Genomic DNA, 13,412 nt, shown 5'->3' on the forward strand with positions numbered 1-13,412 from the left:
CATGGATGCGGCGACCGAGCTTACATGGGTGAGGGCGCTTTGCTTGCGAAGCACTGCTTCGCAAGCGCCCGAACGCACAGCCGCCAGCGGCTGGGCCGGGCCCCGGAAGGGGGACTTGCAGCGTCCCTCGCAACCGGACCCACCCCGCCAAACCACGGAATGCCCGCTGTTGCCGTTGCTTCTGAGGTGGCCGGCCAGCGGCCGGAACTACCACGGGTGCAGGGCGCAGCCCTGCAAAGAACCCTACCCCCGCGGTCGGCCGCGCGAGGGCACCAGTGCGAACGTATCCACTGCCAGCTTCTCGGCATGGTTCAACCACGCGCGGATTTCCAGATCATCCACTTCGTGGTCCAGCCCGAACGACACGTTGATCTTGCCGTTGGCATCGGGCTGCACCCACTGCTGGGCCAGCACCACCTTGCGCTGCGAGGACACCGCTTCGATCCAGAAACCACGATCGGGGCGCGTGCTCGCCACCAGCTGCAGCATGTACTGGCCGGCGCGGGTGCGGCGACCCTTCTGGGTGATCATGTGCGCCTGGCGCACGCTCGGGCGCGGGCCCTGGAATGCGTCCAGCGGTGCGTCCACGGCAATGCCGCCACGCAGGTCGTTGTCACGGTACAGCTTGATGCCGTTGTCGCGGTTGACCAGCAGGGCGCACCAGTCGCCATCGGCCGAGCCATCCTCGAACGCGGTGCAGCGGTCGACATAGGCCAGGGTGTTGTCCGGGTCTGCATCATCAAACTGGCGCGAGGTGTTCTCCAGATACACCGACTTCAATCCCCAGTCCTTGTCATATTCCAGCAGCACCGGCGGTTGCACGTGCTGCAGGCCGACCACCACCTGGTCGTCGCCGTCGATCCTCAGTTCGCGGGTCGGCTCACCCAGCCACAGCGAGCGGGCGAAGGCGAGGTACTGCGGGTAGTCTCGGCCGCCATCACGCTGGGTGGCCACGCTGGCGCTGGGCGCGCGCTGGGTATCGATCAGTGAACGGCCAAAGCCCATCGTCTTCAGGTTCGGGTCCAGCAGGCTGAGCAGGGTCGCACCCGAATCCAGGGTGGTGCCGGCGTCGGCGCTGAGCTGCTGCGGGGCAATGCCATCGCCCAGGAAAAGCAGCAGGTTCTCGCGCTTCTGCCGGGTCAGGATGTGGGTCAGATCGTTGGGCATCGCCAGGTGGTCGGAGGCGATCACGATCAGCGTGTCCTTGCCGTACGGGCTGGCCTGGATGCGTTCGACCAGCTGCGAGATCAGCCGGTCGCTGCACTTGAGCGCGTTGAGCATGTTGATGTTGCCGTACTGGCTCTGGTAGCGCTCGCCCTTGCACGACACCGGCAGGTGGCCCGCCGGGTGGTGGGTGTCCATGGTGAGCGTGGTGAGCATGAACGGCGAGCCGGCGCGCGAGAGCTGTTCGAAGCGCTGGTAGGCGGTATCCAGCAGCACGTCGTCGTGCACGCCCCAGGCGGAGTAGTGGATGCGCCCGATCTTTTTCTGCTGCTTGAACCAGGCGAGGTCATGCACTTCGTCAAAGCCGTGGCTGGCCAGGAACTGGCCCTTGCCGGCGAACTGGCCGTTGGCCCCGCCCAGGTAATGGTTGGTATAGCCCTGCTGCTTCAGGTAGTCGCCCAGGCACACCGCCTTGGGCAGGAAGCTGCCCATCCGGTCCATGCTGTTCTCATCGCCCTGCGAAGTGGTCAGCGGCACGCCGCACATCGACGACACCAGGCCGGCAATGGTCCAGCCGCTGCCCTCGGCCGAGGCCAGGTTGCGCACGTCCAGCGACTCGGACGCCAGCCGGTTGAGATTGGGCATCAGGCCCGGGAATACGTTTTCGTCCAGGTAGGTGCGCTCCAGGCTCTCGCCGTAGATCCAGACGATGTTGCGCGGGCGCTGCAGCGGCTGCGTCGGTACCTGGTATTCGGGGGCGATGCGGGCGAAGTCGACCGGGCGCAGCTGCTGGTACAGGCGTTGGCCGTCGCGGGCCAGCGGGCTGATCATGATCGTGGCCACCCACACGGCCGCGAAGCCCGCGAACAGCGCGCCACCGTGGCCGGGCCGGCGCCAGCGCTTCACCCGCGTGGCGAACAGCGGCAGCAGCGAGACCAGCGCCAGCACGATGAAGCCGGCGATGTAGCCCTTGAAGTCGGAGACTCCGGCGCCTTCCATGTCGGCGCCGAGGTGGTACAGCGTGGCGGCGTTGAGCCCATCACCGGACAGCTTGTCGATCAGCCACCATGCGCTGAGCGTGAGCAGCAGCAGCGAGAACGCACTGGCCTTCCACCACACCCATTTGCCGGACGCGAGGAACAACCAGCACAGCAGCAACAACGACAGCAGCAGTATCCAGAGCATAGGCAGCTTCGGCAGTGACGGGGTGGTGGTGATGGACGTCGTACCGACGCGTGTCCATCCGACCGGCGCTGCCGCAAGCACATGCATGTGACAGGCCGATGACCCGATAGTGCATGCACGAACCTGACTGAAATGTTTGTTGAAATGACGCGCGCGAAATCGCGCTCAGAAGGTAAAACGAGCGTGAAAGGCTTCGTTGGATTGCATTAAAAACCGCATGAATACGGGTTTTTTGTAGATTCGCTAGCGATGCCCGCGCTCTTCGCGTGCCCGCGCGCGACGATCGAACAGCAATGCACTGGTCACGATGCCAAGGCCGAGCACTACGCCGATGAACAACAGAATCAGGGCGATGAGCGGGTAGCCGAACAGATGCCAGCCGGTGTCGATCTTCATCATCATCGCGGCGGCCATGATCAATGCCGCGCTGATGATGCCGGCCGCCACGCGGTTGGCGATCTTCTGCAGGTTCTCCATCAGCCGCGATTCTTCCAGGCCCGTCACCTTCATCTGCAGACGGTTCTCGGCCAGCAGCGCCATGATGTCCGACAGCTTGCGCGGCCCATCGCGCAGCAGCTGCTGCAGCTCCATCGCCTCGCTGGCGATGTTGGCTGCCGACAGGGACTTCTTCAGGCGTGCACGCATCACGTGCTGCAGCTGGCGTTCGACGATACGGCGGGTATCCAGGTCCGGTGCCAGCAAGCGGCATACGGTTTCCAGGTTGAGCAGCGCCTTGCCGAGCAGGCTCAGTTCCGGCGGGGTGCGCAGTCCGCAGGCGGTGGCGATGCGCACCATGTCCAGCACCACGCGGCCTTCGGAGAAACTGCCGCTGGCGGCGTAGCGCGCGATCAGCTGGCCGGTCTCGCGCAGGTAGCGCTCTTCGTCGAAGGCCTCCAGCCGCGTGCTGATGCTGATCAGATCGTCGGCTACTTCCTCGCCACGGCCATCGACTGCGGCGAACAGGATCTTCAGCAGCCGCTCGCGAAGGCGCGGCGGCATGTGCGCGACCATGCCCAGGTCAAAGATCGCCAGCCGTCCATCGGGCATCACCCGCAGGTTGCCGGGGTGCGGGTCGGCGTGGATCTCGCCGTGCACGAAGATCTGGTCCAGGTAGCCGCGGATCAGCGCCGCCGCCAGCGGGTCCATCGATTGTTCGGTGCGGCGCACATCGGGAATCGCATCCACGCGCACGCCGGTGGCCAGTTCCATGGTCAGCACGCGCTGGCTGCTGTAGTCCCACAGCGGCTGCGGAATCCACAGGCGGCGGAACGGCTTCAGGTGTCGGCCGAAACGGGCCAGGTTCTCGGCCTCGGCGTGGTAGTCCAGCTCCTGCATCAGGGTCTTTGCGAACTCGTTGAGCCAGTCGCGCAGGCGCACGCGGCGGCCCACCTGGGTCAGGTGGTCGGCGGCCAGCGCGAAGCTGCGCAGCGCCTCCAGGTCCGAGCGAAGTTGTGCAGCCACTTCAGGCTTCTGCACTTTCACTGCCACCTGGCGTCCGTCGTGCAGCACCGCGCGATGCACCTGCGCGATCGAGGCACAGCCCAGCGGTTCGGGATCGAATGAGGCGAACAGCTTGTTCACCGGTGCGCCCAGCTCCTGCTCGACGATCGCATGGATGCGCTCGACCGGAATCTCGGCCACCTTTTCCTGCATGCGCTCCAGGGCTGTGGCGAACTCCACCGGCACCATGTCCGGGCGCGTGGACAGCATCTGGCCCAGCTTGACGAAGGTCGGGCCCAGCGCTTCCAGATCGCTGACGAACTGTTCCGGGTTGCCGTCCGCGGGAACGTCGGCTGGATTGCCTGCGGCATCCAGGTTCATGCCCGAGAACACCCCTGAATGGCGATAGCGCATCAGCAGGCGCAGGATCTGGCTGCGCCGGTTCATGCCTTTGACCAGCGGAGGATTGCCATTGGCGGTGGGCGGATTGCTCAAGCGGAACTCCCATGCGACGAAGACAGGTAGCGCCGGCCACGGGCCGGCAATGTCCGGATTCCGCAGTGTCGCCGGGGGGCGGTGGGCACGCGGTGAATCCGACGTCTTCCGCAGTCCACACCGGATCGGTCAGAATCCGCTCATTCTCTCTCTGGACTTCCCATGGCCGGTGCCAGCCTGTTCGCCCTGCTCGACGATATCGCCACCCTCCTCGACGATGTCTCGGTCCTGACCAAGGTCGCGGCGAAGAAAACCGCCGGCGTGCTGGGCGACGACCTGGCGCTGAACGCGCAGCAGGTCACCGGGGTCAACGCCAACCGCGAACTGCCGGTGGTGTGGGCGGTGGCCAAGGGCTCGCTGGTCAACAAGGTGATCCTGGTGCCCGCAGCATTGGCGATCAGTGCGCTGGAGGCCTGGTTGCACAGCCGCGGCTGGAACGTGCCGCTGATCGTGCCGCTGATGATGATCGGCGGCGCGTTCCTGTGCTTTGAGGGCGTTGAGAAGCTGGCGCACCGGTTCCTGCACTCAGCCGAGGACGACGCCGAGCATCAGGCCGAGCGGCGCAAGGCGCTGGCCGACGCGCAGGTGGACATGGTGGCGTGGGAGAAGGACAAGGTGAAAGGCGCGATCCGCACCGACTTCATCCTCTCGGCCGAGATCATCGTACTGACCCTGGGCGTGGTCGCCACGGCATCGTTCACCAACCAGCTGGTCACGCTGGCCGTGGTTGCACTGGCGATGACGGTCTTCGTCTATGGGCTGGTGGCGGGCATCGTGAAGCTTGATGACGTCGGCCTGTACCTGTCGCGCAAGGGTGGGGCCGTGGCCGCCTTCGGTCGCGGCCTGGTGGCCTCGGCGCCGTGGCTGATGAAGTTCCTGTCGGTGGCCGGCACCATTGCCATGTTCCTGGTGGGCGGAGGCATCCTGGTGCACAACGTACCGGCGCTGCACCACGCAGTACAGGCGATGGGCGGCGAGGGGCAGTGGGGCTGGCTGGTCAGCGCGGTGGGTAACATGGTGGTCGGCATCATCGCCGGCGCCATCGTGCTCGCGGCCGTGACCGGGTTCCAGAAGCTGCGCGGCAAGTAATCACCGGCGGGTCGCAAGGTAGAGGCCGACCTTGGTCGGCGCTTCGTTTCCTGCGTGTGCCAACCAAGGTTGGCACCTACCAAAGCGGTTCAGGGTGGTCGGCATCGTCGCCGGCGGGTTCCCAGGTAGAGGCCGACCTTGGTCGGCGCTTCGTTTCCCGCGTGTGCCAACCAAGGTTGGCACCTACCAAAGCGGTTCAGGGGGGTCGGGATCATCGCCGGCGGGTTCCCCGGTAGAGGCCGACCTTGGTCGGCGCTTTGTTTGGCGCGCGTGCCAACCAAGGTTGGCACCTACCAAAGCAGTTCGCGACGGGCCGGACGGTCAGCCCGCCTGCACGCGGTTCTTGCCCTGTCGCTTGGCCGCATACAACGCGTCATCCGCACGGCGCAGCAAAGCCTCGGTATCGTCGCCCGGCTGCCATTGCGCCAGCCCGGCGCTGAAGTGCACCGGCACGCGCCGGTCCTGCACGGTCAGCACACGGTGCGCCAGTGAGCGTTGCAGGCGCTGCACGGTGGCCATGCTGTCGGCACCCTGGGTTTCCGGCAGCACCAGCACGAACTCGTCGCCACCCAGCCGTGCGATGCCGTCAGTGGCGCGCAGCAGCAGCCTGCAAACGGCCACCAGGTGCTGCAGCAACGCATCGCCGCCGGCGTGGCCGTGCGCCTCGTTGGTCAGGTGGAAATCATCCAGGTCGATCACCGCCACGCCCAGCGGTGAGTTGTTGCGCGCAGCACGCGCCAGTTCACGCTGCAGCAGTTCGTCCAGGCCGCGGCGGTTCAGCGCCTGGGTCAGCGGATCGATGCGCGCCAGGTCACCGGCGGCACGCAGTTCCTGCTCCAGCTCGGCAATGCGCTGTTCGGCGCGTTCCACTTCCTGCCGCGCATTGGCCAGGTGATCGCGGGCCTGCGCGGCCTGCTGCTGTACCTTGCCGGTGTCGCGCATCACGTCCTGCAGCAGCTGGTTGAGGTCGGCGATGCTACGCGCCTCGCGCAGCTGCAGTGCGTAGCTGCCGATGCGGTCGTGGTATTCGCCGGTGCTGGTGGCCATGCCATCCATGCGCTCGATGAACTCGCCCATCAACCCGCGCATCGCCGCCTTCGAATCGTCGATGCCCTGGCGCAGCAGGCCCTGCTTGTAGATCACTTCGCGCAGTTCGGCACGGGTGCGCTCGACTGCCTCGGCTTCCAGCGGCCCGTCCAGCAGCTGGCGCACCGCCGCGATCTGGCCCTGCAGCCAACTGCGGTCGTCCAGCAGCTCGCTCACGTTTTCCAACAGCAGCGCGAACAGTTCCAGCAGCAGCGCCTGCTGCTCCTGCCAGCTCTCGGCACGCACGCCGACCTGGTGCCCGAGTTCGCGCACGCCCTGTTCGATCGGCTCCAGTGCGGTACCCGGCTGCCACTGGCGCAGGCGCGTGGCCAGCGCCTGCGCTTGTTCGCGCAGATCCGGGTCGTGCTGCAGCAGGGCCACCACCGCGCCACCCAGCAGCAGCCGCAGCTGCTCGGACAGGCGCAGGCTTTCCGGCTGTCCGTCCGGCGAATGCTGTTCGATGGTGCGGATGTACTTGTCGATCAGCTGCCGCATCGCGCGCCCGTAGCGCGGCCAATCGGCACTGGCCTGCGCCGACTGCAGGCGGTCGCCCATGTCACCCAGTTCGCCGGGCAGGGTGGCCATACCGTTGGCGAAGGCGGCCAGCAGCGGTTCCGGCGCGTCGGCGCCGGCGAACAGCTGCTGCAGTGCCACGGCACCACCGCCCTGCAGTACCACGCGGTCGCCCAGCCCATCGTCCACCACCGCGCGCACGCGTGCCGGCGGCCCAAGGGCGGTACCGGGGGCAGGGCGGTGGTCGGGCTGGTCCGTCATGGAGCGAATCCTGGGGGTTGGCAGGGACTGGTTCCAGCATATCGGCGCGGCCGCCGACGGCTTGAACGGCTAGGATGGGCGACAGGATGCCGCAGTGGAGGTGGTGATGCGCGTGATGTTGCTGGGGGCGACCGGCCTGGTCGGCGGGCTGGCCCTGCCCCGGCTGCTGGACGACCCGCGCTGCAGTGACGTGGTGGCGCCCACCCGCCGCCCGTTGGGCATGACCCACCGGAAGCTGGAGAACCCGGTACTGGCCTTCGACGCGTTGCCCACTTCGCCAGCATGGGCGCGCGTGGACGCGGTCATCTGCGCGCTCGGCAGCACCATTGCCCAGGCCGGCAGCCGCGAGGCCTTCCATCGCATCGATCATGACTACCCGTTGGCCTTCGCCCGCCTGGCGCAGGCACAGGGTGCACAGACTTATGTGCTGAATTCCGCGGCCGGCGCCAATCCACAGTCGTCGATCTTCTACAGCCGGGTGAAGGGCGAGCTGGAGCGTGACCTGCGCGCGCTGGGCTTCAACGCGTTGACCCTGGTTCGTCCAGGGCTGATCGGGGGCGAGCGCAACGAGGTGCGTCGTGGCGAGCGCCTGGCCCTGACGATGTTGGATGCATTGGGGCCGGTGTTGCCACGGGCGTGGCGGATCAACCCGGCGAGCGAGATCGCCAAGGCACTGGTCGAGTCCGCGCTGGCCCCGCAGCCGGGTGAGCACGTGGTTGCATCGAGCGCACTGGTCGGCTGATGTCACGTGCGCTGCGCCTGACCCAGTTGCTGCAGCTGCTGCGCCGCCATCGGCGGCCGGTGGCCGGGCAGACGCTGGCCGAAGCGCTGGGCATCAGCCTGCGCACGCTGTACCGCGATATCGAGACCCTGCGTGAGCAGGGCGCTGACCTGCGTGGCGAGGCCGGCGTTGGCTACCAGCTGGCGCCGAGCGACACCCTGCCACCGATGACCCTGCCGCCGGCCGAGATCGATGCGCTGGTGCTCGGCCTGCGCTGGGTCGCCGCGCGCACCGAGCCGGCGCTGGCCGAGGCCGCACGTGATGCCCTGGCGCGCATCGCGCATGTGCTGCCAGCAGCGCGCCGGGAAGCTTTGCGTGACAGTGGCCTGCGCGTTGGCCCTTCGCGCGCTGCGGCCAAGGTGCCGGCTGCGCGTCTGCAGGCCGTGCGCGAAGCAGTGGGTTCACAGCAGCGCCTGAAGTTCGGCTACGAGGATGCGCACGGCCAGCGCAGCGAGCGCATCGTCTGGCCGTTCGCGCTGGGCTACTTCGATGAGGTGCCGATGCTGGCGGCGTGGTGCGAGAGCCGCGAGGATTTCCGCCATTTCCGTCTGGACCGCATCCGCCAGGCGCGTGTGCTGGAGGATCACTACCTCGTGCCACGCGCCACCCTGCTGCGACGCTGGCAGAAGGCGCAGGGCATCGCACCGGACTGGCTGGACCGTTCGTAGCGTCGGGCTTGCTCGACCGTCCTTGCACTTCGCTTTCTGCTGCTGGTGCGATGGGTTGGCGGCTTTTGCTCTCTGCTCCTGGTAGGGGTCGAGCTTGCTCGACCGCCTTTGATCTTCGCGAACAGCAGTCGAGCAAGCTCGACCTCTACCAGGGCAGTGGCAACAGCAGTCAAGCACGCTCGCCGCTACTGACAGAATCTGTCAGCAGGCCCATACCACCATGAGCGCTCCCAACAACGGAGCTTCCCCATGTTCACGCCCAGCACCCTGCTGCAGTACGTGCGCGACGTCGCCGCCAGCGCCACCTTCTACGGCGGCATCCTCGGCAAGCCGCCGGTCGAGCAGTCGCCCGGCTTCGCCCTGTTCCTGCTCGGCGATGGCGCCGCACTCGGCCTGTGGCAACGCGACGACGTGCAGCCTCCGGTGTCCGCGCAGGCCGGCGCCGCCGAACTGGCAATGGTGACGGCCAACCCCGACGCCGTGCAGCAGATGCACGATGCGTGGCGCGCTCTTGGTGTGGAGATCCTGCAGGCGCCGGTGACGCTGGAGTTCGGCCACACCTTCGTCGGAGCGGATCCTGACGGGCACCGCCTGCGTGTCTACAGCCGCGCCGAGGGTATGGTCGCTCGCGATTGATCGCGGGCATTTTGTGGATCCACGCCATGCGTGGATGCGGGCACAAAAAAAGCCGGGCAGTGCCCGGCTTTTTTCCCGTTCATGTGCCAACCAAGGTTGGCACCCACCGATCAGCTGGATCAGCTGGCCAGTGCCAGGTCGTCCATCATTGCGCGCAGGAAGCGGGCGGCTTCGCCACCGGTGGCCGCGCGGTGGTCGAAGGTGACCGACAGCGGGATCACCTTGTGCGCTTCCACGCCGCCCATCACCGGGGTCATCTGGTGGCGGGCACGGCCGGCACCGACGATGGCCACGCACGGCGGCACCACGACCGGGGTCGCGTAGCGGCCGGCGAACATGCCGAAGTTGGACAGCGAGATGGTGTAGCCACTCAGTTCCGAAGCGGCGATCGAACGCGATTCCACCTGCTCGCGCAGGCGATTGACGCCTTCGCGGATGCCGCGTGCGTCGAGCATGTCGGCATTGCGCAGGGCCGGCACGAACAGGCCGTCGTCTGTGTCCACGGCGATGCCGATGTCCACCTGTGCGTGCAGGGTGCGGGTCAGCGCTTCACCGTCGAACCAGGCGTTCATCGCCGGCACCTTCTGCGCGGCGACCACGATCGAACGCACCAGGCGCGCGGTGACGTCGTTGCCCGGCAGCCAGGCGTGGATGTCGGCGTCGTCGTTCAGCGTGGTCGGCACCACCTTGCTGTGCGCATCGGCCATCACGCGTGCCATGTTGCGGCGCACGCCCTTCAGCGGTTCCGGCTGGCCCTTGGCGACCACGCCCGGCGGCTGGGTACGCATCGGCTTGCCTGCGGCGGACAGCGGGGTGCGGGCTTCGCTCTGCACCGGGGCAGACACCTGCGCCGGGACCGGCGCGGCATAGGCAGCAGCGGCAACCGGTGCCGGAGCAGCGCCGAGCTTGGCGGTGCCGTTGGCGGCGGCCTGCTTGACGTCGGACATGGTGACCGCGCCATCGGTCCCGGTAGCGGCCACGCGGCTCAGGTCCACGCCCAGCTTGCGCGCCATCGCACGCACGGCCGGCACGGCCTTGACGCCACCGACGGCCAGCGCCTGTTCGGCATGCACGGCGTTGGAGCTCTGCATGGCGCCGACCACGGTACCGGCGTCGTCACGCTCGGCGGGGGCCGGCTTGGCTTCCTCCGCAGCGACCGGCGCAGCCGGCAGCGGCGGCGGGGTCGGTGCGGCAGCCGGCGTGGCCGGTGCGGCATGACCATGGCTGTGGCCGGTGTCCTGGCCGTCGGCACGCTGCGGCAGGTTCGGGTCCAGTTCGAAGCTGGCCAGCACCGAACCGGTCGGGATGATGTCGCCGGCACCGCCGGACAGCTTCAGCACCTTGCCGGAGAACGGCGAGGGCACTTCCACCACGGCCTTGGCGGTCTCCATCGACACCAGCGGCTCGTCCAGCTTGATCACATCGCCTTCCTTTACGAACCACTCGACGATGGTCGCGTCCGGCAGGCCTTCGCCCAGGTCGGGCAGGTTGAAGTTCTTGGTCTGGCTCATTTGCAGTTCTCTTCCAGCAGTTCCAGTTCGCGGGCCGGCAGCCAACCCGTCGCGCCATTGGCGCGCTCGGACCACCACCACCCGCCGTGTTCGTGATGAAGCTTCACCATCTCGCCGCTTTCCACATCCAGCTCGCGGGCGTCGTAGTCGCACAGCGCTTCGGCGCGACCCTCGTCCAGCAGCTGCAACCAGGCGATGGGCGCCCAGCCAGCGCGCCCATCGTTGGTGCGTACCCAGGCAAACGCCGGCCATTCCTCGTCACGGACACCTACTTCGACGATCTGGCCGGTGTGGAACCGGAGCGGGTTGGGATACTGGCTGCGGTAAGCCCCCAGAAGGCGGGCCCGCATGTCAGCCGGCCGCCACCGCGCGCTTGGCCGCAGCCACGATCCGCTCAACGCTCGGCAGGTACTTCATTTCCAGGCGGAACAGCGGAATGTGGGTGTCGTAGCCAGTGACGCGCTCGACCGGGGCCAGCAGGTCGTAGATCGATTCCTCGGCCAGGCGCGCGGCGATCTCGGCGCCGAAGCCCGCGGTTTTCGGGGCCTCCTGCACGATCACGCAGCGGCCGGTCTTGGCCACCGATTCGGCGATGGTGGCGAAGTCCAGCGGACGCAGCGTGGCCACGTCGATGACTTCGGCACTGATGCCTTCGCCGGCCAGCTTGTCGGCCGCTTCCAGCGCTTCCTTCACCTGCGCGCCCCAGGTCACCAGGGTCACGTCGGTGCCGTCGCGCAGCACAAAGCAGACGTCCAGCGGCAAGGCTTCGCCGTCGTTGACGACCACTTCCTTGTACTGGCGGTAGATGCGCTTGGGCTCCATGTAGATCACCGGATCCGGCTCACGGATCGCGGCCAGCAGCAGGCCGTAGGCACGCTGCGGCGACGACGGCAGCACCACGCGCAGGCCCGGCACGTTGGTGAAGATCGCCTCGTTGGCTTCGCTGTGGTGTTCCGGCGCGCGGATGCCACCGCCCCACGGCACGCGCAGCACCATCGGGCAGTGCAGGCGGCCACGCGTGCGGTAACGCAGGCGTGCGGCGTGGCAGACGATATGGTCGACCATCGGGTACATGAAGCCATCGAACTGGGCTTCGGCCACCGGCTTCATGCCCTGCGCGGCAAGACCAATCGTCAGGCCGGCGATGGTGGTTTCATCCAGCGGGGTGTCGAGGATGCGGTCCGAGCCGAAGCGCTGCTGCAGACCGGCAGTGGCGCGGAACACGCCGCCGTTGACGCCCACGTCTTCGCCCAGCACCAGCACCGACGGGTCGTGTTCCAGCTCCCAGGCCAGCGCCTGGGTGATGGCTTCGATGAGGGTGATCGGGGTGGTGGTCATGCTCTCTTCTCCGCGCGCGACCGCAGCGCTGTCGGCGGCGTTGGTGTGCGCGCCGGGCGCGCCGTTCTTGATCTCATCCATGGCGCTTCTCCAGGGCGATCGCCTGGGCACGCTGGGCCAGCAGGTCCGGCGGCGGATCGGCATACAGGAAGTCGAACATCGCCTCGACCGGCTGCACCGGCGTGTTGAGGTACAGGTTCACTTCCTCGTCCACGCGCGTGCCGCACTCGGCGACCCAGGCGGTTTCCTCTTCTTCGCTCCACACACCGGCGTTGATCAGGTACTTGCGCAGGCGCAGCATCGGCTCGCGCTGCCAGGCATCCTTCACTTCGGCGTCGTCGCGGTAGCGGCGCGCGTCATCGGCGGTGGTGTGGTCGGACAGGCGGTAGGTCATCAGTTCCAGCACGGTGCCGCCGTCGCCGGCCAGCGCACGTTCGCGCGCCTGCTCCATGGCCGCCAGCACCGCGATCAGGTCGTTGCCGTCCACCTGCAGGCAGTGCAGGCCGCCGGCCAGGCCCTTCTGCGCCAGCGTTTCGGCACCGGTCTGGGCCGAACGCGGAACCGAGATGGCCCAACCGTTGTTGACGATGCACAGGATCAGCGGCAGCTTGTAGGCGCCGGCCGAATTCAGTGCTGCGTAGAAGTCGGTCTTGGAGCTGCCGCCGTCGCCGCACACCGCCACCGCGATCTGCGGTTCCTTGTTGAGCTTGAACTTCAGCGCGGCGCCTGCGGCATGCAGGCACTGGGTGGAGATCGGCACGCAGAACGGGAAGTCCTTGGCCGCGTTGCCGCCGTAATCGTTGCCGCGTTCGTCGCCGCCCCAGTACATCAGCACGTCGTGCGGGCGCACGCCACGCATGAACATCGCGCCATACTCGCGGTACGAAGGCGCGAACACGTCGTCCTTCTGCATCGCCGCGCCGATACCCACGTGTGCGGCTTCGTGGCCCAGGCAGGCGGCATAGGTGCCGAGCTTGCCGGTGCGCTGCAGTGCGATGGATTTGCTGTCGAACGTACGTACGAACAGCATCTGCTTGAACAGCGGTACCAGGACCTTGGGGTCGCGCAGCGACGCGGGCAGGTCATCGCGGACGAGTTTGCCGTCCGTATCCAGGTACTGCAGGTATTCGATCTTGAATTCAGCGGCAACCGTCATTGCGTACTGCACCTTCGACAGAGAAGTTACAAATGATATGAATCGCCATGTTAAGGAACGCGTACGGAATAGCCTTCCTGCGCCGCAAC

Annotated in this window: 10 protein-coding genes and 1 pseudogene; 4 read left to right on the forward strand and 7 right to left on the reverse strand. The window is 67.3% G+C overall.

What is annotated here, in order from left to right:
• Positions 1 to 243 precede the first annotated feature (243 nt).
• Positions 244 to 2,349, reverse strand: coding sequence for a phosphoglycerol transferase I (locus H4O10_RS21055; RefSeq protein ID WP_032967261.1), 2,106 nt, complete (start codon positions 2,347 to 2,349; stop codon positions 244 to 246).
• A 243-nt stretch (positions 2,350 to 2,592) separates the two neighbouring features.
• A pseudogene (locus H4O10_RS21060) lies at positions 2,593 to 4,248 on the reverse strand (AarF/UbiB family protein); the annotation flags it as partial.
• 198 nt (positions 4,249 to 4,446) lie between these two features.
• On the opposite strand from H4O10_RS21060, the gene H4O10_RS21065 reads away from it, so the two are divergent.
• Complete coding sequence (locus tag H4O10_RS21065) at positions 4,447 to 5,373, forward strand: DUF808 domain-containing protein (protein ID WP_005411357.1); 927 nt, start codon at positions 4,447 to 4,449, stop codon at positions 5,371 to 5,373.
• A gap of 321 nt (positions 5,374 to 5,694) precedes the next feature.
• Here the strand turns inward: H4O10_RS21065 and H4O10_RS21070 are convergent, their stop codons facing one another.
• Positions 5,695 to 7,233 carry a GGDEF domain-containing protein gene (locus tag H4O10_RS21070; RefSeq protein WP_033833889.1) on the reverse strand — a complete coding sequence of 513 codons (1,539 nt, stop codon included), beginning with the start codon at positions 7,231 to 7,233 and terminating at the stop codon, positions 5,695 to 5,697.
• 106 nt (positions 7,234 to 7,339) lie between these two features.
• On the opposite strand from H4O10_RS21070, the gene H4O10_RS21075 reads away from it, so the two are divergent.
• From H4O10_RS21075 to H4O10_RS21085, 3 genes are all read left to right on the forward strand, one after another.
• Entirely contained in the window at positions 7,340 to 7,975 is a 636-nt protein-coding gene (locus H4O10_RS21075) for an NAD-dependent dehydratase (protein WP_049454152.1), read from the forward strand.
• On the forward strand, positions 7,975 to 8,682 hold the full coding sequence (locus H4O10_RS21080) for a YafY family protein (protein ID WP_049454149.1): 708 nt from the start codon (positions 7,975 to 7,977) through the stop codon (positions 8,680 to 8,682). The genes H4O10_RS21075 and H4O10_RS21080 overlap by 1 nt, the downstream gene beginning before the upstream one ends.
• A 249-nt stretch (positions 8,683 to 8,931) precedes the next feature.
• Entirely contained in the window at positions 8,932 to 9,318 is a 387-nt protein-coding gene (locus tag H4O10_RS21085; protein WP_049454147.1) for a VOC family protein, read from the forward strand.
• A gap of 119 nt (positions 9,319 to 9,437) precedes the next feature.
• Here H4O10_RS21085 and H4O10_RS21090 read toward each other — a convergent pair whose 3' ends face one another.
• Genes H4O10_RS21090 through pdhA form a run of 4 tightly spaced genes read right to left on the reverse strand, consistent with a single transcriptional unit; the run spans position 9,438 to position 13,323 of the window.
• Positions 9,438 to 10,829, reverse strand: coding sequence for a dihydrolipoamide acetyltransferase family protein (locus tag H4O10_RS21090; protein ID WP_049454145.1), 1,392 nt, complete (start codon positions 10,827 to 10,829; stop codon positions 9,438 to 9,440).
• The gene (locus H4O10_RS21095) at positions 10,826 to 11,179 is read right to left on the reverse strand and encodes an SH3 domain-containing protein (protein ID WP_005411349.1); all 354 of its coding nucleotides are present in this window, start codon (positions 11,177 to 11,179) and stop codon (positions 10,826 to 10,828) included. The genes H4O10_RS21090 and H4O10_RS21095 overlap by 4 nt, the downstream gene beginning before the upstream one ends.
• Position 11,180: 1 nt before the next feature.
• Complete coding sequence (locus H4O10_RS21100) at positions 11,181 to 12,248, reverse strand: alpha-ketoacid dehydrogenase subunit beta (protein ID WP_005414714.1); 1,068 nt, start codon at positions 12,246 to 12,248, stop codon at positions 11,181 to 11,183.
• Entirely contained in the window at positions 12,241 to 13,323 is a 1,083-nt protein-coding gene (gene pdhA / locus H4O10_RS21105) for a pyruvate dehydrogenase (acetyl-transferring) E1 component subunit alpha (protein ID WP_005411347.1), read from the reverse strand. Before pdhA ends, H4O10_RS21100 begins: the two co-directional genes overlap by 8 nt.
• Between the last annotated feature and the right edge of the window lie 89 nt (positions 13,324 to 13,412).

It is taken from the genome of Stenotrophomonas sp. I18B00994, from assembly GCF_014145825.1.
GTDB classification, from domain to species: Bacteria; Pseudomonadota; Gammaproteobacteria; order Xanthomonadales; family Xanthomonadaceae; genus Stenotrophomonas; species Stenotrophomonas maltophilia.